Origin of the sequence: Demequina sp. NBRC 110057 (assembly GCF_002090175.1) — a bacterium.
Lineage (GTDB): Bacteria > Actinomycetota > Actinomycetes > Actinomycetales > Demequinaceae > Demequina.
In genome coordinates this window covers 627,951-649,903 of sequence record NZ_BBRN01000004.1, presented here as the reverse complement: position 1 = coordinate 649,903, position 21,953 = coordinate 627,951, and the positions used below count along the sequence as shown (strand labels likewise).

At 68.8% G+C, this 21,953-nt stretch carries 17 protein-coding genes; 11 read left to right on the top strand and 6 right to left on the bottom strand.

Annotation, left to right across the window (positions count from 1 at the left end; all coding sequences use genetic code 11):
- Positions 1-201: 201 nt before the first annotated feature.
- From B7K26_RS08010 to B7K26_RS07990, 5 genes are all read right to left on the bottom strand, one after another.
- Positions 202-930, bottom strand: a complete 729-nt coding sequence (locus B7K26_RS08010; RefSeq protein ID WP_084078418.1) for an ABC transporter ATP-binding protein — start codon at positions 928-930, stop codon at positions 202-204.
- Positions 927-1,763: an ABC transporter ATP-binding protein gene (locus tag B7K26_RS08005; protein WP_084078416.1), complete on the bottom strand. Its 837-nt coding sequence runs from the start codon at positions 1,761-1,763 to the stop codon at positions 927-929. Before B7K26_RS08005 ends, B7K26_RS08010 begins: the two co-directional genes overlap by 4 nt.
- Positions 1,756-2,730, bottom strand: coding sequence for a branched-chain amino acid ABC transporter permease (locus B7K26_RS08000; protein WP_084078414.1), 975 nt, complete (start codon positions 2,728-2,730; stop codon positions 1,756-1,758). The genes B7K26_RS08005 and B7K26_RS08000 overlap by 8 nt, the downstream gene beginning before the upstream one ends.
- Before the next feature lie 3 nt (positions 2,731-2,733).
- Positions 2,734-3,849: a branched-chain amino acid ABC transporter permease gene (locus B7K26_RS07995; RefSeq protein WP_234998744.1), complete on the bottom strand. Its 1,116-nt coding sequence runs from the start codon at positions 3,847-3,849 to the stop codon at positions 2,734-2,736.
- A gap of 77 nt (positions 3,850-3,926) precedes the next feature.
- The gene (locus B7K26_RS07990; RefSeq protein WP_084078412.1) at positions 3,927-4,340 is read right to left on the bottom strand and encodes a PaaI family thioesterase; all 414 of its coding nucleotides are present in this window, start codon (positions 4,338-4,340) and stop codon (positions 3,927-3,929) included.
- A gap of 18 nt (positions 4,341-4,358) precedes the next feature.
- On the opposite strand from B7K26_RS07990, the gene polA reads away from it, so the two are divergent.
- From polA to B7K26_RS07960, 6 genes are all read left to right on the top strand, one after another.
- Positions 4,359-7,016: a DNA polymerase I gene (gene polA, locus B7K26_RS07985; RefSeq protein ID WP_084078410.1), complete on the top strand. Its 2,658-nt coding sequence runs from the start codon at positions 4,359-4,361 to the stop codon at positions 7,014-7,016.
- A gap of 13 nt (positions 7,017-7,029) precedes the next feature.
- Positions 7,030-8,052, top strand: a complete 1,023-nt coding sequence (locus B7K26_RS07980) for a 6-phosphofructokinase (RefSeq protein WP_084078408.1) — start codon at positions 7,030-7,032, stop codon at positions 8,050-8,052.
- 168 nt (positions 8,053-8,220) lie between these two features.
- A complete protein-coding gene (gene rpsA / locus B7K26_RS07975; protein WP_084078406.1) occupies positions 8,221-9,714 on the top strand; it encodes a 30S ribosomal protein S1 in 1,494 nt (497 codons plus the stop codon).
- A gap of 224 nt (positions 9,715-9,938) precedes the next feature.
- Complete coding sequence (gene coaE / locus B7K26_RS07970) at positions 9,939-10,529, top strand: dephospho-CoA kinase (RefSeq protein ID WP_084078404.1); 591 nt, start codon at positions 9,939-9,941, stop codon at positions 10,527-10,529.
- Between the two features lie 63 nt (positions 10,530-10,592).
- On the top strand, positions 10,593-12,671 hold the full coding sequence (uvrB, locus tag B7K26_RS07965; RefSeq protein ID WP_084078402.1) for an excinuclease ABC subunit UvrB: 2,079 nt from the start codon (positions 10,593-10,595) through the stop codon (positions 12,669-12,671).
- Positions 12,672-12,732: 61 nt separating this feature from the next.
- Positions 12,733-13,848 carry a TerC family protein gene (locus B7K26_RS07960; RefSeq protein WP_084078400.1) on the top strand — a complete coding sequence of 372 codons (1,116 nt, stop codon included), beginning with the start codon at positions 12,733-12,735 and terminating at the stop codon, positions 13,846-13,848.
- Between the two features lie 78 nt (positions 13,849-13,926).
- On the opposite strand, the gene B7K26_RS07955 is transcribed toward B7K26_RS07960, so the two are convergent.
- On the bottom strand, positions 13,927-14,202 hold the full coding sequence (locus B7K26_RS07955) for a YciI family protein (RefSeq protein ID WP_159449649.1): 276 nt from the start codon (positions 14,200-14,202) through the stop codon (positions 13,927-13,929).
- Positions 14,203-14,295: 93 nt separating this feature from the next.
- On the opposite strand from B7K26_RS07955, the gene uvrA reads away from it, so the two are divergent.
- The 5 genes from uvrA to whiA are packed head-to-tail and all read left to right on the top strand — an operon-like array spanning position 14,296 to position 21,896.
- A complete protein-coding gene (gene uvrA / locus B7K26_RS07950) occupies positions 14,296-17,136 on the top strand; it encodes an excinuclease ABC subunit UvrA (RefSeq protein ID WP_084078640.1) in 2,841 nt (946 codons plus the stop codon).
- 9 nt (positions 17,137-17,145) lie between these two features.
- Positions 17,146-19,029, top strand: a complete 1,884-nt coding sequence (gene uvrC / locus B7K26_RS07945; protein WP_084078396.1) for an excinuclease ABC subunit UvrC — start codon at positions 17,146-17,148, stop codon at positions 19,027-19,029.
- Complete coding sequence (rapZ, locus tag B7K26_RS07940; protein ID WP_084078394.1) at positions 19,026-19,949, top strand: RNase adapter RapZ; 924 nt, start codon at positions 19,026-19,028, stop codon at positions 19,947-19,949. The genes uvrC and rapZ overlap by 4 nt, the downstream gene beginning before the upstream one ends.
- A complete protein-coding gene (gene yvcK / locus B7K26_RS07935; protein WP_084078392.1) occupies positions 19,946-20,896 on the top strand; it encodes a uridine diphosphate-N-acetylglucosamine-binding protein YvcK in 951 nt (316 codons plus the stop codon). The genes rapZ and yvcK overlap by 4 nt, the downstream gene beginning before the upstream one ends.
- A gap of 16 nt (positions 20,897-20,912) precedes the next feature.
- Positions 20,913-21,896, top strand: a complete 984-nt coding sequence (gene whiA, locus B7K26_RS07930) for a DNA-binding protein WhiA (RefSeq protein WP_084078390.1) — start codon at positions 20,913-20,915, stop codon at positions 21,894-21,896.
- Positions 21,897-21,953 lie beyond the last annotated feature (57 nt).

The following is a 21,953-nucleotide window of genomic DNA, read 5'->3' as shown; positions in this document are numbered from 1 at the left end:
CGCACTCGCGCCGCGCGCCGCAGCGCCCGGTGATCAGCGCGTGGCGGGGCGTGGGCGCGAAAGGTGACGGTAGCGCCCGGCGGTCGCCGCGCAGGTGGCCGGGAGCGCGAGAGCGGGGAGCGGCATCGCCAGGGGACAGCACTGCGCCCCCGCCGGCGAGAAGCCGACGGGGGCGCAGGGAGCAGGGGGAGCAGTGAGGAGTCAGGCCCCCAGCGTGCCGAGGTACAACTCGATGACCTTGGGGTCCTTGAGCAGCTCCTGGCCCGATGCCGTGTACGCGGTGGTGCCCTGGTCGAGCACGTAGCCGCGGTGGCAGATCTGCAGGCAGCGACGAGCGTTCTGCTCGACCATGATCACCGTCACGCCGGTCTTATTGATCTCGCGCGTGCGCACGAAGGTCTCGTCCTGGCGATCGGGGGACAGGCCAGCGGAGGGCTCGTCCAGCAGCAGCACCTGGGGATCCATCATGAGCGCGCGGCCCATCGCGACCATCTGACGCTCGCCGCCCGAAAGGGAGCCTGCCCGCTGATTCTTGCGGTCGACGAGCTTCGGGAACAGGTCCCCGATGCGCTCCCAGGCGGCCTTGAATGACTTGGGGTTCTGATAGGTCCCCATCTCCATGTTCTCCATCACGGTGAGGGACGGGAACACGTTGTTGTTCTGGGGGACAAACCCGATGCCGCGCTTGACGAGCTCGTCCGCGCGCATGTTGGTGATGTCCTCGGTGCCGAGTTTCACCGTGCCCTTGCGGATGGGCACGAGACCGAACAGCGACTTGAGGAACGTTGACTTTCCGGCGCCGTTAGGGCCGATGATGCCGATCAGTTCGCCCTGCCTGACCTCCATCGAGCACCCGTTGAGGATGTCGATCCCCGGGAGATACCCGGCGAAGAGGTCGTCGGCGTGGACGATGACGGGGGCGTCGTTCATGAGGCGTCCTCCGAGAGGTCGGTGTCGTGATGGGCGCCGAGGTACGCGTCCTGCACAGCGGGGTTGGACATCACGGTCTGAGGCGGACCCTCGGCAATGATCTTGCCCTCGGCCATGACGACCACCCAGTCGGAGATCCGACGCACCATGTGCATGTCGTGCTCCACGAACAGGATGGTCTTGCCCTCGTCCTTCAGCTCGACAATGTGGTCGAGGAGCGACTCGGTGAGGGCGGGGTTCACGCCGGCCATGGGCTCGTCGAGCATGATCATCTCGGGGTCCGACATGAGAGCGCGTGCCATCTCCAGCAACTTGCGCTGTCCGCCGGACAGGGAACCGGCATAGTCGTCTCGCTTCTCCCACAGCTTGAAGCGCTTGAGAAGCACCTCGGCCTTGTCAGTGATCTCTGTCTCTTGCGCCTTCCAGGTGCCAGGGACCAAGGCGCGGAAGAAGTTCTCCCCGCTCTGCTGCGCGGCGCCCAGGCGCATGTTCTCGATCACCGTCATGCGGTTGAGCGCCTTGGTGAGCTGGAACGTCCGTACCTTGCCCGCACGCGCGATCTTCGCCGGGGAGGTGCCCACCAGGGAGTGTCCGTTGAACATCCACTCGCCCGTCTGCGGCTCGTCAAAGCCCGTCAGCAGGTTGAAGAACGTCGACTTTCCGGCGCCGTTGGGGCCGATGAGGGCCGTGATCGCGTGGCGCTGCACCTCGAAATGTGCGACGTCCACCGCGGTGAGGCCGCCGAAGTGACGGTGCACCTTGTCGGCGGTGACGATCGGGTCCGGCTTGGGTGCGCCCGGCTCCTGCGGGACTCCCTCAAACATGTCAGTCATTGAAGGCCAACTCCCTCTTGTTGCCGAGGATGCCCTGTGGCCTGAACACCACGAGGCACATGAGCGTGATACCGACGAGGACGAGCGAGAACGGCTCGATCTCGACGGGGGAGAGGACAGAGGTCGGGATCAAGGCGCCGGCGATGCCCTTGACGGCCACGAGTGCCATCCAGAACACCATTGACCCGATGATGGGTCCGAACACGGTGGCTGCGCCTCCGAGGAGGAGGAGCGTCCAGATCCAGAACGTCGTCGGACGCCCCATGGAGTCCGGTTGCACGGAGTTGCCGAGCGCCCACAAGACGCCACCCAGGGCCCCGATGACGCCTCCCAGGACGAGGGCCTGCATCTTGTACGAGTAGACGTTCTTGCCGAGCGCACGGACGGCGTCCTCGTCCTCGCGGATTCCCTTGAGGACGCGTCCCCAGGGGCTGCGCGCGAGCTGCCAGTAGAGGAGAGCGAACAGGGCGACGGCGGCCCAGGACACGATGACCAGCCACCACGACGAGGACAGCGAACCGTGCCTGGTCCAGAACAGGAACGTGATGTTCTCGTCGGGAAGGGGGCTGAGTTCCTCGAACGTGAACTTGAAGTCGTTTCCGCGGATGCCGGTCGAGCCGCCCGTGAGTGACTGGAGCGAGTTCGATCGACCCAGATAACGGATGAGTTCCGCCGCCGAGATGGTGGCGATGGCGAGATAGTCGCCGCGCAGTTTGAGCGTCGGCCAGCCGAGGAGGAGGCCAAACAGCGCTGCGACAACAATCGCGATGATGAGCGCGAGCCAGATCGGCGCGCCGCGCGATGTCGAGATCGCGTAGCCGTACATGCCGAGGAGCATGAATCCGGCGTGGCCCATGTTGAGCAAGCCCGTGAGCCCGAAGTGGAAGTTAAGGCCGATCGCTGCGAGCGCGAAAGCCGCGGTCGCCGGCGCGATCATCTCGTTGATGGAGTCGAGCAGGATATCCATGGATCAGCCCACCCTTTCCGCGCGACCGAGGATTCCTTGCGGTCGCACCAGCAGGACCAGGATGAGGATGCCGAGCGCGACGGCATACTTCAGGTCGGTGCCGACCCACAGGGTCGACATCTCGACGGCGACGCCGATGACCAGCGATCCGACGAGCGCGCCAAACGGATGCCCGAGCCCACCAAGGGTGACGGCGGCGAACATCAGCAGCAGGAGGCGGGCGCCGACATCGAACGCCGCGGCGTTGTCGTAGAGCGCGAGCAGGATGCCGCCAACGGCGGCAAGCCCCGTGGCGAGGACCCAGACGAGCCGCACCACCTTGTCGACACGGATACCGGAGGCGGATGCGAGCGAGGGGTTGTCGGACACGGCACGCGTCGCGCGACCGGTACGCGTGCGCATCAGGAAGAAGGCGACGCCGCCGAGGCACAGGAGGGAGATCAGCAGCGACCACAGCGTGGACTGTCCGATCGAGAACATCCCGAGGTCAAGACGCGTGTCGATGCTGGTCGTGAGGCGCTGACGCTCGGCGCCGAACCACCACTGGATGAAGTTGACGAGAGCAAGCGACAGGCCGATGGACACGATCATCTGCTGCACGATCGACACGCGCCGGCGGCGCAGCGGAGACCACAGGAAGCGGTCCTGGAGCCATCCGGTGCCCGCCGCGACGGCGACGGCCGCGATCGCGGAAGGAACCAGCGGCCAACCGATCGTGAACTCCACAGGGATCAGGGGCAGCGAAACGGGCTGCTGCGTGGTGAAGAAGAAGCACAGCAGCGCGCCGAGCGAGACCTGCTCGCCGTGGGCGAAGTTGCTCAGCCCGGTGGTGCCGTAGATCAGCGACAGGCCCACGGAGGCGAGCGCGAGCAGCAGCCCGAACACGAGGCCGTTGACCAGTTGCTGAATGACGCGGTTGTCGCCGGGCGCGGTTGTCGCGTCGGCCGCTTCCGCATGAATGGATATGGTCTGCGTCGCCGTGGCCGATGCGTCTCCTGCGGCGGCGGACGCGTGTGATGACGCGATCGCCGTGTCCGCGAGGGCTGGTGAGCCCATCGCGGTGAGCAGGAAGAATGCGGCGGCCGCCACGACGAGGACGACGAGCGCGCGATGAATCACGCGACGATCGACTCTGTTCGTCAAGGGGTCCCCTCCCAGGTTGGATTGCGCCACAACGTACGCCTCGAATGTTTCGCCTACGTAGCAGGCGCCTTTCGAATGGCGCACGTGAGGCGGGCGGTCGCCAGCAGGCGACCGGTCTCGTCCTCGACGCGCACCGCGTAGGTCGCGACGGTGCGGCCCAGATGGACCGCCTCGGCGATCCCCGTCACCGTTCCCGCCGTGGCGGAGCGGTGGTGGGAAATGCTGAGCTCGATGCCGACGGCGACGTGGTCCGGTCCCGCATGGATGTTTGCCGCGATGGAGCCCAAGGTCTCGGCGAGCGCCGCGGAGGCGCCCCCATGCAGCAGGCCATACGGCTGGCGGTTGCCCTCGACGGGCATCGTCCCCTCGACGCGGGCGGCGGAGGCTGACGTGAGTGACATGCCCATGTGGTGCATGAGCGTGTCGTCGGCAAACTGCCGAGCGCTGGCCGCGTCGTTGTCGGTCATGGCGTATAGGTTTGCACAGTGAGCGAGAAGAACCGACCAACCCTGCTGCTAGTCGACGGCCTTTCCATGGCATTTCGGGCATTCTTCGGCCTGCCCGTCGAGAATTTTGCGACCTCCACCGGGGTGCCGACCAACGCGGTGTACGGCTTCACGACCATGCTCGCGACCCTCATGAAGGATCACGCTCCCACGCACGTGGCGGTGGCGTTCGACCTGCCCGGCGGCACCTTCAGGACCGAGGAACTCCCGTCGTACAAGGGCACTCGAGACGCCACGCCGCCGGAGTTCGAGCCACAGGTGCCGCTGATTCGCGAGATGTTGGACGCTCTCGGCGTGTCGGCGGTCGACAAGGAGCGTTACGAGGCCGATGACCTGCTCGCCACCTATGCGCGCAAGGGACGCGAGGCGGGCATGCGGGTCCTCGTGGTCTCGGGCGACCGCGACACCATTCAGCTGGTGACGGAGGACGTCACCCTGCTGTACCCGCGCAAGGGAGTGTCAGACCTCGTGCACTTCACCCCCGAGGCCGTGCGCGAGAAGTACGGGGTCGACCCCCATCAGTACCCCGAGCTCGCGGCACTCGTGGGCGAGACGAGCGACAACCTTCCCGGGGTGCCGGGCGTGGGGCCCAAGACGGCCGCCAAGTGGATCGGCGCCTATGGCGGGCTCGAGCAGATCCTCGCCCAAGCAGACGACGTCCCGGGCAAGGCCGGCCAGAGCCTGCGCGACCACCTGGACCAGGTGCGCACCAACCGCAGGCTCAACCGCTTGCTCGACGACCTCGATGTCGAGGCGACGCTCGAGTCGCTCGAGTACGAGGGGGCCGATGCCGCCGCGATCCACCAGGTGTGCGACGCCCTGCAGTTCCGCACCCTGCGCGACCGCCTGATGCCGTTCGTGGCGGGCGACTCGACGGAGTCCGTGCCCGACGCCCCCGCGGAGGTGGAGGTCGTGACCGCCGGCGCCGTCGCCGCGGTGACGGCGCTCACGGGCGCCGTCACGGTGCACGTCGAGGGGCGCATCGGCGCCGATGCCGACGCATGGGCGCTCGGGGTGTCCCAGGAGGACGCGGCCTGGGGCATCGACCTCAGCTCGCTGTCAGCCGACGACGAGCGGGCGCTCGGGGCGTGGCTCGCGGATCCCGCGGTGACCGTGACCGCGCACGCGGCGAAGGACGCCTGGCATGCGCTTCAGGCACGCGGTTTCGACCTCGGCGGTATCGAGGGCGACACGCAGATTGCCGCCTTCCTGGTGAACGCCGACCAGCGCGGCTTCGATCTGGATGCCGTGCTCCAGCGCTACCTCGGCATCGCTCCCTCGGGCGGTTCCGATGCCGGCGAGCTCGACCTCGGTCTCGGCGACAGCGCGGCCGAGGCCGCCGGACGCACCGCCGCTCACGTGGCGACCCTGGCGGGTGAACTCCACGCCGAGGTCGAGCGCCGCGGCATGACGGAGCTGTACCGGACCCTCGAGATCCCGCTGGTGGCGGTGCTCGCGCGCATGGAGCACGCGGGCATGGCCGTGGACTCGCAGACGATGGGGGAGCGCCGCGAGGCCGCGCAGTCGCGGGCCGATGCGGCGGCCGCCGCCGCGTATGAGTCCATCGGCGGGGACCAGGTCAACCTGGGAAGCCCCAAGCAGCTCCAGGAGGTGCTGTTCGAGCGCCTGGGCATGCCCAAGACCAAGAAGATCAAGACCGGGTATACGACCGACGCGGCGTCGCTCGCGGACCTCCAGGAAAAGAACCCGCACCCGTTCCTCGAGGCGCTGCTCGCTCACCGCGACGCCGCGAAGCTGGGGCAGATCATCGACACGCTCGCGCAGGCGGTCCGCGCCGACGGCAGGATCCACACCACCTTCTCGCAGGTCGTCGCCTCGACAGGGCGCCTCAGCTCGAAGGACCCGAACCTGCAGAACATCCCCATCCGTACCGAGGAGGGGCACCGCATTCGCGAGGCCTTCGTGGTCGGCGAGGGCTATGCGACGCTGCTGACCGCCGACTACAGCCAGATCGAGATGCGCATCATGGCGCACCTGTCCGGCGACGAGGGCCTCATCGAGGCCTTCAAGGCGGGGGAGGACCTGCACTGCTTCGTCGGAGCGCGGGTGTTTGGGGTGGAGCCGGCGGACGTGTCGCCGGAGATGCGCTCCAAGGTCAAGGCGATGAGCTACGGCCTCGCGTATGGGTTGTCGTCGTTCGGGCTGGCACGGCAGCTGTCGCTGTCCGTGGGTGAGGCTCAGAAGCTCATGGACGACTACTTCGCGCGGTTCGGCGGGGTGCGCGACTACCTTCACTCGGTTGTCGAGCAGGCCAGGCAGGTGGGCTATACCGAGACCATCATGGGTCGACGCCGCTACATCCCCGACCTCACCTCGACCAACCGCCAGCGCCGCGACATCGCCGAGCGCGTCGCGCTCAACGCTCCCATCCAGGGGTCGGCAGCGGACATTATCAAGCGCGCGATGCTCGGCGTCGACGCCGACCTCGCAGCCCAGGGCCTGGCCTCGCGCCAACTCCTGCAGGTGCATGACGAACTCGTGATCGAGGTGGCCCCCGGCGAGGAGGACGCCGTCGAGGCGATCCTGGTCGACCAGATGCACGGCGCGGCCGATCTATCAGTGCCGCTCGATGTCAACGTAGGACGTGGGTCGGACTGGCGGACGGCCGGGCACTAGATAGGGTGATGCCATGCGGATCGGAATCCTGACCGGCGGGGGAGACTGCCCCGGACTCAACGCTGCTATTCGTGCGATCGTCAAGCGCGGCACGTCGCAGCACGGCTGCTCCATCGTGGGCTTTCACAACGGCTGGCAGGGCGTCATTGACGGCGACGCCGTCCCGCTCACCAGGGACGACGTCTCGGGCATCCTTGTCCACGGCGGCACCATGCTCGGCACCGCCCGCTGCCACCCCCACAAGGTGGAGGGCGGCCTCGAGGCCGTCGCGCAGACGGTGGAGGACGAAAAGATCGACGCCCTCATCTGCATCGGCGGCGACGGCACCCTGCGCGCGGCGTCCAAGGTGCAGTCAAAGGCGGGAGTGCCCGTCATCGGCATCCCCAAGACCATCGATAACGACGTGGTCGGCACCGACTCGTCGATCGGCTTCGACACCGCCGTGACGATCGCCACCGAGGCGATCGACCGCCTTCACTCGACCGCTGAGTCTCACAACCGCGTCATGGTCGTGGAACTCATGGGCCGCCACTGCGGCTGGATCGCCGTGACGGCGGGCATCGCGGGCGGCGCGGACATCATCCTCGCGCCCGAGTCCCCGTTTGACATCGAGCGGATCGCGAAGAAGATCAAGCACCGCCACCGTTACAAGAATTTCTCGATCGTCGCCGTCGCCGAGGGCGCCGTGCCCGCGGAGGGTTCCGGCTGGGACTCGAACGACACCCTCGACGCGAAGGGCAACCCGATCGCCGGCCAGGTCGGCGCGCAGGTCACCCGTGCGATCGAGCGCCTCACCGGCTTCGAGGCCCGCCTGACCACCCTGGGATACGTCCAGCGTGGCGGCGTGCCGACGGCCGCCGACCGCCTGCTCGCTACCCGCTTCGGCATCGCGGCCATCGATGCGGCGGTCGAGGGCAACTTCGGCACCTTCACCGCACTGCGTGGCGAGAAGGTGGAAATGCTCCCGTTCGAGGACATGGCTGGCAAGACCAAGTACGTGCCGGACGAGCTCCTGCAGGCGGCCTGGGGCCTCTGACTCCCACCACCCATCGTTGCGGGCGCGCCTTCCCAGGATTGGGAGGGCGCGTCCCTTTGTGCTCATCAGGGGAATGGGGCTAAGATGTCCGTTGGCGTCGTGCGCCTGCGCGCGCGGTGCTAGCAACAATTCCACTACTCATCCATTGTCCATCGGAGTCACTCCTTAATGTCCGTATCCACCCCCGAGTCCACCCCTATCGCCGTCAACGACATCGGCTCCGCTGAGGACTTCCTCGCAGCCGTCGACGCGACCATCAAGAACTTTGACGACGGCGACCTCGTCGAGGGCACCATCGTCAAGGTCGACCGTGACGAGGTTCTCCTCGACATCGGTTACAAGACCGAGGGCGTCATCCCCTCGCGTGAGCTGTCGATCCGTCACGACGCGAACCCCGACGAGGTTGTCAACGTCGGCGACACCGTCGAGGCGCTCGTCCTCCAGAAGGAGGACAAGGAGGGTCGCCTGATCCTCTCGAAGAAGCGTGCCCAGTACGAGCGTGCCTGGGGCTCGATCGAGAAGATCAAGGACGAGGACGGCGTCGTGACCGGCTCCGTGATCGAGGTCGTCAAGGGCGGCCTGATCGTGGACATCGGTCTGCGCGGCTTCCTCCCCGCCTCGCTCGTCGAGATGCGCCGCGTGCGCGACCTCGCCCCCTACATCGGTCAGCAGATCGAGGCGAAGATCATCGAGCTCGACAAGAACCGCAACAACGTGGTCCTGTCGCGCCGTGCCTTCCTCGAGCAGACCCAGTCGGAGGTGCGTTCGTCGTTCCTCACCGCGCTGCAGCCGGGCCAGGTCCGCAAGGGCACCGTCTCGTCGATCGTCAACTTCGGTGCGTTCGTCGACCTCGGTGGAGTGGACGGACTCGTGCACGTCTCGGAGCTCTCCTGGAAGCACATCGACCACCCCAACGAGGTTGTGTCGGTGGGCCAGGAGGTCGAGGTCGAGGTTCTCGACATCGACATGGACCGCGAGCGTGTCTCGCTGTCGCTCAAGGCGACGCAGGAGGACCCGTGGGCCGTGTACGCCCGCACCCACGCGATCGGTCAGATTGTCCCGGGTAAGGTCACCAAGCTCGTCCCGTTCGGCGCGTTCGTGCGCGTCTTCGACGGCATCGAGGGCCTGGTCCACATCTCCGAGCTCGCCGTTCGCCACGTCGACCTGCCCGAGCAGGTCGTGCAGGCGGACGAGGAGGTCTTCGTCAAGATCATCGACATCGACCTCGAGCGTCGCCGCATCTCGCTGTCCATCAAGCAGGCCAACGAGGGTGTCGACCCGGCCGGCGAGGACTTCGACCCCGCCCTGTACGGCATGACCGCGGAGTACGACGACCAGGGGAACTACAAGTACCCCGAGGGCTTCGACCCCGAGACGCAGGAGTGGCGCGAGGGCTTCGACGAGCAGCGTGAGGCCTGGGAGGCGGACTACGCCAAGGCCCACGAGCGCTGGGAGGCCCACAAGCAGTTCGTCGCCAAGCAGGACGAGCAGGCCGCTGAGGCGGAGGCCACCGAGCCCGCCGCCGCTGCCGGTGGCGCCCGCCGTGGTGGCAAGCGTGACGCCGGTGCGTCGTACTCGTCGCACGACGAGTCGTCGGACGCGGGCACGCTCGCCTCGGACGAGCGCCTCGCCGCTCTGCGCGAGAAGCTGACCGGCAACTAATACCTGCCGCAGTCGCGAAGGCCGTCACCCCTGGGGGTGGCGGCCTTCGTCGTTTCCGCGTCTCGGTTCGCGTCTCCTCACTCCGCCCCACACCTCCCGAGCCCCCGCACCTCGGCCGCACATGGCCACATTTGCGGCTCGAGCGGCGACGATGTGCCGCAAATGTGGCCATGTGCGTCGGGAGGAGGTTGGCGGCAGGCGCTGGTGCCTGGGAGACTCGGCGCATGCTTCGCATCGGCCTCACGGGGGGAATCGCCGCCGGCAAGTCCACTGCCTCGGCACGCTTCGGCGAGCTGGGGGCGCTCGTCGTGGACCACGACGAGCTGGCACGGCGCGCGGTCGCGCCAGGGTCGGCAGGGCTCGTGGACATCGTGCGCGAGTTCGGGGACCGCGTCATCAAGGACGGCGCGCTCGACCGCCCCGCGCTGGCGGCGCTGGTGTTCGACGATGCCGCGGCGCGCGCCAGGCTCAACGCGATCGTGCACCCCTCGGTCTTCGCGATGGGGCGCGCGGCCGACCGTCAAGCGCGGGTCGACGGGGTGGGGGTCGTGGTGCACGACATCCCGCTCCTCGTGGAGAGCGCTCAGGGCGGCGACTTCGACCTGGTGGTCACGGTGGCGGCGCCGATCGACGTGCGCGTGGCGCGCATGGTGGAACGGCGTGGCATGACCGAGACCGCGGCGCGGTCACGGATCGCGGCGCAGGCCACGGATGAGGCACGGGCCGCGATTGCCGACGTGGTGCTCGACGGCGCGGGCTCCGAGGACGCCTTGCGCGCCCAGGTGGACGAGGTGTGGCGCACCCACGTGCCGTGACCGGGTGGGCTGGCCCTCGCATCGGCCGTCCGCGATGTCGGAGGCGGCGCGTACCGTAGAACCATGAGTCCCGACCTCCGCCGCAGCGAGGCACCGTTCCAGGTGATCTCCGAGTACCAGCCGTCCGGCGACCAGCCGAAGGCCATCGACGACCTCGAGCGCCGCCTGCGCGCGGGAGAACAGGACGTGGTCCTGCTGGGTGCTACCGGTACGGGTAAGTCGGCGACCACCGCGTGGCTGGTGGAGCGCCTGCAGCGCCCCACGCTGGTGATGGCGCACAACAAGACTCTTGCCGCGCAGCTCGCGAACGAGTTCCGCGAGCTTCTACCGAACAACGCCGTCGAGTACTTCGTCAGCTATTACGACTACTACCAGCCCGAGGCGTACGTGCCGCAGACGGACACCTTCATCGAGAAGGACTCCTCGATCAACGAGGAGGTGGAGCGGCTGAGGTACTCCGCGACTAATTCGCTCCTCACACGGCGCGATGTGGTGGTCGTGTCGTCGGTGTCCTGCATCTACGGGCTCGGCACCCCGGAGGAGTACATCCAGGGGATGGTGTCGCTTGCGGTGGGCGACTCGGTCGACAGGGACATGCTGCTGCGCGAGTTTGTGCAGATGCAGTACTCCCGGAACGACCTCGCGTTCACCCGCGGCACGTTTCGCGTGCGCGGCGACACCGTCGAGATCATCCCGGTGTACGAGGAGCTCGCCATCAGGATCGAGTTCTTCGGCGACGAGATCGACGCGCTGTACACGCTGCATCCGCTGACCGGCCAGGTCGTGGAGCAGCGCCAGCAAGTCCACGTCTTTCCCGCCTCGCACTACGTCGCGAGCGAGCAGCGGATGAACGCCGCCATCAAGACCATCGAGATCGAGCTGGGGGAGAGGCTCGAGGAACTGGAGCGGCAGAACAAGCTTCTTGAGGCGCAGCGGCTCAAGATGCGCACCACCTTCGACCTCGAGATGATGCGCTCGGTGGGCACCTGCTCCGGCATCGAGAACTATTCGCGCCACATCGAGCAGCGCGCCGAGGGCACGCCTCCCCACACGCTGCTCGACTACTTCCCGGACGACTTCCTGCTGGTGCTCGACGAGTCGCACGTGACGGTTCCGCAGATCGGGGCCATGTTCGAGGGCGACCGCTCGCGCAAGCGCACCCTCGTGGAGCACGGGTTCCGCCTGCCGTCGGCGCTCGACAACAGGCCCCTCACCTGGGGGGAGTTCCTGCACCGCACCGGCCAGACCGTGTACCTGTCGGCCACGCCCGGGCGCTACGAGCTGGATGCGGCCGATGGCGTGGTCGAGCAGATCATCCGTCCCACGGGCCTGGTGGACCCCGAGATCGTCGTCAAGCCCACCGAGGGCCAGATCGACGACCTGCTCGAGCAGATCCGCCAGCGCGTCGAGAAGGACGAGCGAGTGCTCGTGACGACCCTGACGAAGAAGATGGCGGAGGACCTCACAGAGTTCCTTTCCGACCGCGACGTGCGCGTCGAGTACCTGCACTCCGACGTCGACACCCTGCGACGCGTCGAACTCCTGCGCGAACTGCGCATGGGCCGCTACGACGTGCTCGTGGGCATCAACCTCCTGCGCGAGGGACTCGACCTTCCCGAGGTATCGCTCGTGTCGATCCTCGACGCCGACAAGGAAGGCTTCCTGCGCTCCGGCACGTCGCTGATCCAGACCATCGGCCGTGCGGCGCGAAACGTCTCGGGCCAGGTGCACATGTACGCGGACACCATCACGGACTCGATGGGCACGGCGATCGAGGAGACGAACCGCCGCCGAGAGATCCAGATCGCCTACAACACTGACAGCGGCATCGACCCGACGCCGCTGCGCAAGCGCATTGGCGACATCACGGAGATGCTCGCGCGCGAGGAGGCGGACACCGCCGAGGCCCTCGAGCGTGCCAAGGGCGTGGGCGCTGGTGCCGCAGGCAAGGGCAAGCGCAAGGACCCGTCGCCGATGGCGGGACGCCCTGCCGACGAGCTCACCCAGCTGATCGAGGACCTCAGCGCCCAGATGCGGGAGGCCGCGGCCGAGCTGCAGTTCGAGATCGCCGCGCGCCTCAGGGACGAGATCGGCGAGCTCAAGAAGGAGCTGCGCCAGATGCTGGACGCGGGGTCGTCATGACCCGCAGCATCGTCCTCACGGACGAGGCGCCTTCCCCGCGGTGCTCCCTTAGGATTGCCCGGTGACCGATCCCCTTGTCTGGACAGTGACGATCGCGCTGATCGTCGGACTCTTCGTGTTCGACTTCGCCGTCGTCATCCGTAAGCCCCACGAGCCGAGCTTTAAGGAGTCGGTGGCGTGGTCCCTGTTCTACATCGCCGTCGCGGTGGTGTTCGGGTTGGTGCTGCACATTTGGCACCACGAGTTCGTGACGGGGGAGTTCTTCGCCGGCTACATCACCGAGAAGGCGTTGTCGGTGGACAACCTGTTCGTCTTCCTCGTGATCATGACGCGCTTCGCCGTGCCGCCCAAGTACCGCTCCCGCGTCCTCCTCGTCGGCATCGCCGTCGCGCTCGTGCTGCGCGGTATCTTCATCGCCGCAGGCGCCGCCGCGCTCGACGCGTTCTCGGTGCTGTTCTACGTCTTCGGCGCGTTCCTCATCTACACCGCGTGGGGCCTGGCCAGGGAGAACAAGGACGAGGCCGGCGACGAGGAGTACGAGGAGGGCCGCCTGGTCCGCATGGTGCGCCGCATGTACCCGGTCACCGACGGCTACCGCGAGGGCAAGGTCTTCGTGAAGGAGGCCGGGCGTCGCATGGTGACGCCGATGCTCCTGGTGATGGTCGCGATCGGCTCGACCGACGTGCTCTTCGCGCTCGACTCGATCCCCGCGATCTTCGGGCTCACCCAGGACCCGTTCATCGTCTTCACCGCGAACGCCTTCGCGCTGCTCGGCCTGCGTCAGCTCTACTTCCTCGTGCAGGGGCTCCTGCAGCGCCTGGTGTACCTCCACTACGGCCTCGCGGCCATCCTCGCCTTCATCGGCGTGAAGCTGGTGCTGCACGCCCTGCACGAGAACAACCTCTCGTTCATCAACGGCGGCCAGCCCATCCACGTCCCCGAGATCTCGACCGGGCTGTCGCTGACCGTCATCATCGGCATCCTCGCTGTGGCGACCGTCGCGAGCCTCCTGGCGACGCGCGGCAAGCGCGAGCTCGCGGCGGAGGTCAAGCTCGAGCACGGCGGTGAGGCGCTGGAGGCGACACAGGGCACCGGCGATGGTGCCGCAGCGGACCAGGGCGTCGCGGCGCCCGATGCCGGATCCGGCCACGCGTCGTCGCCGGACGAGCGCCGATAGCCGCACCTCACACACGACGACGGCGGCCTCGCCTCCCCACGCGGGGAGGCGAGGCCGCCGTGTTCGTCTCGGCGGGGCTTAGGCCCAGACGGCGGGCCACCTGCGGATGCGGCGCTCGGCGATGAGGCCCGCGACCATGAAGGGGTCGCCGTCGAGCATCGCCTCGACCTCCTCACGGGTCTCGGCCCGGCCGATCAGGAGGGCGCCCGCCGGGCCCTCGTCGTCGAACCTGCCGTACGCGGGCATGCGGCCGGCGGCGGCGAGCTCAGCGAGGTGCGCGCGGTGCTCGGGGCGGAGGCGGTCGCGCTCGTCGGCGCGGTCGTCGTAGACGTATTCGATCATCCAGTCGGTCATGAGTCCCATGCTCCCAGCCGCGGGGGACGTCTCATCGGGACGACACGCCTATTCGAACGTGCGTTCGAACGCGTGGGCACGTACGATGAGCGGGTGAATGAACGACTTCTGGTCCGTGGCGCGCGCGAGCACAACCTCAAGGGTGTCGATCTCGACCTTCCCCGCGACGCGCTGATCGTCTTCAGCGGGCTCTCGGGCTCGGGTAAGTCGTCGCTCGCTTTCGACACCATCTTCGCGGAGGGTCAGCGACGCTACGTGGAGTCGCTCAGCGCCTACGCCCGTCAGTTCCTGGGGCAGATGGACAAGCCCGACGTCGACTTCATCGAGGGGCTGTCGCCCGCGGTGTCGATTGACCAGAAGTCCACCAACCGCAACCCGCGGTCGACGGTGGGCACCATCACGGAGGTCCACGACTACCTCCGCCTTCTCTACGCGCGCGTCGGCACGCCGCACTGTCCCGTGTGCGGCGAGCGCATTCAGGCGCAGACCCCGCAGCAGATCGTCGACTCCGTGCTGACCCTTCCCGAGGGCACGCGCTATCAGGTGCTGGCACCCGTGGTGCGCGGCCGCAAGGGCGAGTACGCCGACCTGTTCGAGGAGCTCCAGCAGCAGGGCTTCGCCCGCGCCCGCGTGGACGGCGAGGTGGTGCAGCTCACCGACCCGCCGCAGCTCGAGAAGAAGCTCAAGCACGACATCGAGGTGGTCGTCGACCGCCTGGTGGCGCGCGACGGCGTCCAGCGCCGCCTGACCGACTCGGTCGAGACGGCGCTTCGCCTCGCCGACGGACTCGTCCTGATCGACCCCGTGGACGACGACGTCCCCGCGCGCCGCTACTCGGAGAAGCGCGCGTGCCCCAACGATCACGTGCTCGCGCTCGAGGAGATCGAGCCGCGCACGTTCTCGTTCAACGCCCCGTACGGCGCATGCCCCGAGTGCACGGGAATCGGCGTGCGCCTCGAGGTGGACCCCGGCCTGGTGGTGCCGGACGAGGACCTGAGCCTCGCCGGCGGCGCCGTCGCCCCCTGGAACGCCTCCTCGTCGGAGTACTTCGGCCGCATGCTGAACGCACTGTCGGACGACCTTGGCTTCTCGATGGACACCCCCTGGCGGGACCTTCCCGACGCGGTCAAGGAGGCCGTGCTGATCGGCAAGGACTACCAGGTTCACGTGAAGTTCAAGAACCGGTTCGGGCGTGAGCGCGCCTACACGACCGGCTTCGAGGGAGTGATCTCCTGGATCCAGCGCCTGCATGAGCAGACCGAGTCCGACTTCTCGCGCGAGAAGTACGAGGCCTACATGCGTGAGGTGCCGTGCCCGGTGTGCAAGGGCACCAGGCTGAAGCCCGAGGTGCTCGCCGTCACGATCGGCGGCCGATCCATCGCGGAGGTCTCCGACCTGTCGATCGCCGACGCGCGCGACTTCCTGCTGACGGCCGAACTCGACGAGCGCGGCCGCCAGATCGCCGTGCAGGTCCTCAAGGAGATCGACGCCCGCCTGGGCTTCCTGCTCGACGTGGGCCTCGACTACCTGACCCTGTCGCGCGCCGCCGGCACGCTGTCCGGCGGCGAGGCCCAGCGCATTCGCCTGGCCACCCAGATCGGCTCGGGCCTCGTGGGCGTCCTCTACGTCCTCGACGAGCCCAGCATCGGCCTCCACCAACGCGACAACCACCGCCTCATCGAGACCCTCACGCGGCTGCGCGACCTGGGCAACACCCTCATCGTCGTCGAGCACGACGAGGACACCATCCGCGCCGCCGACTGGGTGGTCGATATCGGCCCCGGCGCCGGCGAGCACGGGGGAGAGGTGGTGCACACCGGCACCGTCGAGGAGCTCCTCGTCAACGAGCGCTCCCTCACCGGCGCCTACGTGGCGGGCACCCGCTCCATCGCCGTTCCCGAGGAGCGTCGCGCCCTCGAGAAGGGACGCGAGATCACCGTCGTGGGTGCTCGCGAGAACAACCTGCGCAACGTGGACGTGACCTTCCCGCTGGGCGTGCTGACCGCCGTGACCGGGGTCTCGGGCTCCGGCAAGTCGACTCTCGTCAACTCCATCCTCTACACGTCGCTCGCCAACACGCTCAACCGCGCCCGCCAGGTCCCCGGCCGCCACACCCGCATCACGGGAGTGGACCAGCTCGACAAGATCGTGCACGTCGACCAGGGGCCCATCGGCCGCACGCCGCGGTCCAACCCGGCGACCTACACGGGCGTGTGGGACAAGGTGCGCAAGCTCTTCGCCGACACCCAGGAGGCGAAGGTCCGTGGCTACGGCCCCGGCCGCTTCTCCTTCAACGTCAAGGGCGGCCGCTGTGAGTCCTGCTCGGGCGACGGCACGCTCAAGATCGAGATGAACTTCCTGCCGGACGTCTACGTGCCGTGCGAGGTGTGCAAGGGGGCGCGGTACAACCGCGAGACCCTCGAGGTCCACTTCAAGGGCAAGACGGTCGCGGATGTCCTGGACATGCCCATCGAGGAGGCCGCCGACTTCTTCGAGGCGATCCCCACGATCTCGCGCCACCTGCGCACCCTCGTTGACGTCGGCCTCGGCTACGTGCGCCTGGGCCAGAGCGCTCCGACGCTGTCTGGAGGCGAGGCCCAGCGTGTGAAGCTCGCGGCCGAACTGCAACGCCGCTCGACGGGCCGCACCATCTACGTGCTGGACGAGCCCACCACCGGCCTGCACTTCGAGGACGTGCGCAAGCTCCTCGCCGTGCTGCAGGGCCTCGTCGACAAGGGCAACACCGTCATCGTCATCGAGCACAACCTCGATGTCATCAAGAGCGCCGACTGGCTCATCGACATGGGCCCCGAGGGTGGCTCGGGCGGCGGCATCGTGGTGGCCGAGGGCACGCCGGAGGATGTCGCGGCGGTCGAGGCGAGCCACACCGGCCGCTTCCTCGCGCCGATGCTCGGCGTGGGGACCCCCGCGTAGAGTCCTTCCGTGGCAGATCCAGCAAGCTACCGGCCCGCGCCGGGCACCATCCCGACGCGGCCGGGCGTCTACCGCTTCCGCGACCCCCACGGCCGCGTGGTGTACGTCGGCAAGGCGAAGAACCTGCGCGCGCGGCTGGCCAACTACTTCCAGCCGCTCGCCAACCTTCACCCGCGCACCCAGATGATGGTGACGACCGCCGCCTCGGTCGAGTGGACCGTGGTGCGCAACGAGGTCGAGTCGCTCATCCTCGAGCACACGTGGATCAAGGAGTACGACCCGCGCTTCAACGTCGTCTTCAAGGACGACAAGTCCTACCCATACCTCGCCGTCACGCTTAACGAGAAGTTTCCGCGCATCCAGGTGATGCGCGGCGAGCGCAAGAAGGGCGTGCGCTACTTCGGCCCCTACGCCCGTGCCTGGGCCATCAGGGAGACGGTCGACACACTGCTCGCGGCGCTGCCGGTGCGCACCTGCGCGCCCGGCGTTTTCAGGAAGGCGGAGCGGCAGGGCCGACCGTGCCTGCTGGGGTACATCGACAAGTGCTCGGCCCCGTGCGTGGGACGCATCTCCGAGGAGGACCATCGGGCCCTCGCCGAGCGCGTGTGCGCGGTGCTCGGCGGCGACGCCAAGGGCATCATGCGCGACCTCACGCGCTCGATGAACGACGCCGCCGAGCGGGAGGACTTTGAGGCGGCGGCCCGGGCTCGCGACCGACTGCAGGCGCTCACTGCGGTGCTCGACCGCAACGCCGTGGTGCTCGACGCGGGGGTGGACGTCGACATCTTCAGCCTCGTCGACGACGAGATGGAGGCGGCGGCGCACGTCTTCCACGTGCGCGACGGCCGCATCACCGGCGAGCGCGGCTGGGTCGTCGACAAGCCCGAGCCGCTGGGCCCCGAGGCCATGGTGCTCGAGCTGGTGCAGGAGGCGTACGGCGCAGCCGAACCGGAGGAGATCCCGCCGGAGGTGCTCGTGCCGGCGCTGCCCGAGGACGCCGCCCCGCTCGCCGAGGTTCTCGGAGGCCTGCGCGGAGCGAAGGTCGCCATCCGCGTGCCCCAGCGAGGCAAGAAGGCCGAACTCGCACAGACCGGCCACCAGAACGCGCGGCAGGTGCTCGACCAGCATCGGCTCAAGCGCGCGAGCGACCTCACCACCCGGTCGGCGGCGCTCCAGGAACTGCAGGAGGCGCTCGGCATGACCGACGCCCCGCTGCGGATCGAGTGCTACGACATCTCGCATACGCAGGGCACCAACCAGGTGGGCTCGATGGTGGTGTTCGAGGACGCGTTGCCGCGTAAGAAGGAGTACCGGCAGTTCTCGATCGCCGATGCGGTGGATGACACGGCGGCGATGGACGAGGTGCTGACGCGGCGCTTCTCTCGCTACCTCGAGGAGTCGCAGCTGCCGCCCGACCAGCGCGAGAGCGCCAAGTTCGCCTACCCGCCCCAGCTCGTGGTGGTCGATGGCGGCCTTCCCCAGGTGAACGCGGCGCGGGAGGTGCTCGACAGGCTCGGGATCACCGACGTGTTCCTGTGCGGGCTCGCGAAGCGCCTCGAGGAGATCTGGATCCCGGGGGAGCCGTTCCCCGTGATTCTTCCGCGCGGCTCCGAGGCGCTGTACCTCATGCAGCGCGTGCGCGACGAGGCGCACCGCTTCGCGATCCGCCATCACCGTGCCAAGCGCGGCAAGACTGTCACCGCATCGGCCCTCGACAGCCTCCCCGGCATCGGCCCGTCGCGCGCCAAGGCGCTGATCAGGCACTTCGGCTCGCCAGCGCGCCTCAAGGAGGCCTCGGCCGAGCAGATCGCCCTGGTCCCCGGCATCGGAGACGGGCTCGCGCGGTCGGTCTACTCCGCCCTGCACGGCGACGATGGCATGCTGGAGTCATGACGGACGACCCCCATCCGCCCACGTACCCGTCGGGTATCCCGCGCCCCACGTCGCTGCTGAGAGGCGACGGTGCCGAGGTGCTCGTTCTCACCGGAATGTCGGGAGCCGGCCGCACCCGCGCCGCCGCCGTCCTTGCGGACCTCGGCTGGTATGTCGTCGACAACCTGCCGCCCCATCTCATGGGTGACCTCGTCGACTCGCTGCTCGGGCGCGGCTCGACGCGCAAGCTCGCCGTCGTCGTGGACGCGCGCGGCGGCGCGTTCCTCGAGGACCTCGGCCCGGTGGTCGAGGACCTTCAGTTGCGTGGCGTGGCAGTGCGGACGGCGTTCCTCGACGCGTCGGACGACACCCTCGTGAGGCGCTTCGAGGAGGCGCGCCGGCCGCACCCGCTGCAGGCCGACGGCACCCTCCTCGAGGGGATTCGGCGCGAGCGCGAGCTGGTCTCCGCGATTCGGCGCGGCGCCGACCACGTCATCGACACGTCGCGCCTCAACGTTCACCAGCTGCGTGAGGTCATCACGGCCGAGATCGCGTCGCAGGTGCCGCAGCTGCACGTCAACGTGCAGTCGTTCGGGTTCAAGAACGGCCTGCCCGTCGACGCCGACTTCGTCGCCGACGTGCGCTTCCTCGCCAACCCTCACTGGGACCCCGCGCTGCGGCCGCTCACGGGGCTCGACGCGCCGGTGCGCGAACACGTCCTCACGGGGCTCGGCGCGCAGGAGTTCATCGACGGCTACACCGAGGTCCTCGACGGGGTCCTGCAACGCTACCGCGCGCACGACAAGCCCTCCGTGACGGTGGGCGTCGGCTGCACGGGCGGCAAGCACCGGTCCGTCGCCATCGCCGAGGAGCTGGGGCGTCGCCTCCAGGAGCGCGGCTACGCCGTGCGCGTGTCGCACCGGGACCGGACGCTCGGATGACGACGAGCGTCGTCGCCCTCGGGGGAGGGCACGGTCTCTATCACTCGCTGACCGCGCTGCGCGGCCTTGCCGAGGACCTCGCCGCCGTCGTCACCGTCGCCGACGACGGCGGATCCTCCGGCCGCCTGCGCGAGGAGATGGGCATCGTCCCGCCAGGGGACCTGCGCATGGCCCTGTCGGCACTGTGCGGCGACTCCGAGTGGGGCACCACGTGGCGCGACGTGCTCCAGTGGCGCTTCAGCACCGACGGCGCGCTCGACGGCCACGCGCTGGGCAACCTGCTCATCGCCGCGCTGTGGGACCGCTGCGGCGACGTTGTCGAGGGGCTCGAGTGGGTGGGCCGACTGCTGCAGGCGCACGGCAGGGTGCTGCCGCTGTCCGACGAGCCGCTCACGGTGCGGGCGACAGTGGAGACGGCCGATGGCGTGAGCGAGGTCCGCGGTCAGGTGGCCGTCGCGCTCGCGTCGGGTCGCGTGCTCGACCTTGCCCTCGACCCGCCGTCGCCTCACGTGCCCGAGCAGACGCTCGACGCGCTGCGCGGCGCCGATGCCGTGGTGCTCGGCCCGGGAAGCTGGTACACCTCCGTGCTCACCCACTTCGCGGTGGCGCCCGTGGCGGCGGCGCTCGTCGAGGCCGGTCCGCGTGCGACCGTGATCCTCAATGTCGGTGACGCCGACGTCGAGACGGCCGGCATGTCACGCCTCGACGACGTCCGTGCGCTCCGCTCCGCCGCTCCCGGCTTCGTGCCGCGCGCGGTGCTCGTCGATGCCGGCCACGCCGACGAGCCCGGCCTGCGGGAGGAGATCGCCGCGTGGGGAGCGCGGATGGTCGTCGCCCCGGTGCGCGCCGTCGACCACGCGCACGCTCATGACCCTGTCGCGCTGCGCGCGGCGCTCGCCGACCTGCTGACCGACCGGGACCTCGGCGGACTCGCGGCGTCCCGATGAATGGCAGAATCGGCGCATGGCTCTGACGGCACAGGTGAAGGACGAACTGGCTCGGGTCGCGGTCGATAAGACCTCGGCGCGCAAGGCGGAGGTCGCGACGATGCTCCGCTTCGCGGGGGGCCTTCACATCGTCAGCGGCAGGATCGTAATCGAGGCGGAGCTGGACACCGCCGCGGGCGCGCGCCGACTGCGCGCGTTCATCCACGAGGTCTACGGTCTCGTCGGCGAGATCATCGTCGTCTCCGGCGGCGCCCTCAAGAAGGGCAACCGTTACGTGGTGAGGGTCGTCAAGGAGGGCGAGTCGCTCGCCCGCCAGACTGGCCTGCTTGACCAGCGCGGACGACCCGTGCGCGGGCTGCCGCCGCAGGTCGTCGGCGGCTCGCTGGACGACACCGTCGCCGCCTGGCGCGGCGCCTTCCTCGCGCACGGCTCGCTCACGGAGCCGGGCCGCTCGTCGGCGCTCGAGGTGACGTCGCCCGGCCCCGAGGCCGCGCTGGCCCTCGTCGGCGCCGCGCGCCGCCTCGGCATCTCCGCGAAGTCCCGCGAGGTCAGGGGAGTGGACCGCGTCGTCATCCGCGACGGCGAGGCCATCGCCCAGCTGCTCACCCGTCTTGGCGCCCACGACTCGGTGCTCGAGTGGGAGGACAAGCGCACCAGGCGCGAGGTGCGCGGCACCGCCAACCGCCTCGCCAACTTCGACGACGCGAACCTGCGCCGCTCCGCCCAGGCAGCCGTGGCAGCGGGGGCACGCGTGGCGCGGGCCTTCGACATCCTCGGCGAGGACGTCCCCGAGCACCTGCGCGAGGCCGGCGAGCTGCGCCTTGCCAACCGCGACGCGTCGCTCGAGGAGCTCGGCAAACTTGCCACGCCGCCGCTGACCAAGGACGCCGTCGCGGGCCGCATCAGGCGCCTGCTCGCCACCGCCGACAAGCGCGCGGAGGAGCTCGGGATTCCCGACACCGAGGCCGGCATCAGCCAGGAGATCCTGGATCTCGACTGACCGCGCACCAGGACTTTCGTCGCGTCTCGTCGATCCACGCATCGGTGTAGGCTGACG

Bases quoted from the DNA above. Each gene is read 5' to 3' on its own strand.
- B7K26_RS08010 (WP_084078418.1), bottom strand. From the start codon at position 930: ATGAACGACGCCCCCGTCATCGTCCACGCCGACGACCTCTTCGCCGGG.
- B7K26_RS08005 (WP_084078416.1), bottom strand. From the start codon at position 1,763: ATGACTGACATGTTTGAGGGAGTCCCGCAGGAGCCGGGCGCACCCAAG.
- B7K26_RS08000 (WP_084078414.1), bottom strand. From the start codon at position 2,730: ATGGATATCCTGCTCGACTCCATCAACGAGATGATCGCGCCGGCGACC.
- B7K26_RS07990 (WP_084078412.1), bottom strand. From the start codon at position 4,340: ATGACCGACAACGACGCGGCCAGCGCTCGGCAGTTTGCCGACGACACG.
- B7K26_RS07980 (WP_084078408.1), top strand. From the start codon at position 7,030: ATGCGGATCGGAATCCTGACCGGCGGGGGAGACTGCCCCGGACTCAAC.
- rpsA (WP_084078406.1), top strand. From the start codon at position 8,221: ATGTCCGTATCCACCCCCGAGTCCACCCCTATCGCCGTCAACGACATC.
- coaE (WP_084078404.1), top strand. From the start codon at position 9,939: ATGCTTCGCATCGGCCTCACGGGGGGAATCGCCGCCGGCAAGTCCACT.
- uvrB (WP_084078402.1), top strand. From the start codon at position 10,593: ATGAGTCCCGACCTCCGCCGCAGCGAGGCACCGTTCCAGGTGATCTCC.
- B7K26_RS07955 (WP_159449649.1), bottom strand. From the start codon at position 14,202: ATGACCGACTGGATGATCGAATACGTCTACGACGACCGCGCCGACGAG.
- rapZ (WP_084078394.1), top strand. From the start codon at position 19,026: ATGACGGACGACCCCCATCCGCCCACGTACCCGTCGGGTATCCCGCGC.
- yvcK (WP_084078392.1), top strand. From the start codon at position 19,946: ATGACGACGAGCGTCGTCGCCCTCGGGGGAGGGCACGGTCTCTATCAC.
- whiA (WP_084078390.1), top strand. From the start codon at position 20,913: ATGGCTCTGACGGCACAGGTGAAGGACGAACTGGCTCGGGTCGCGGTC.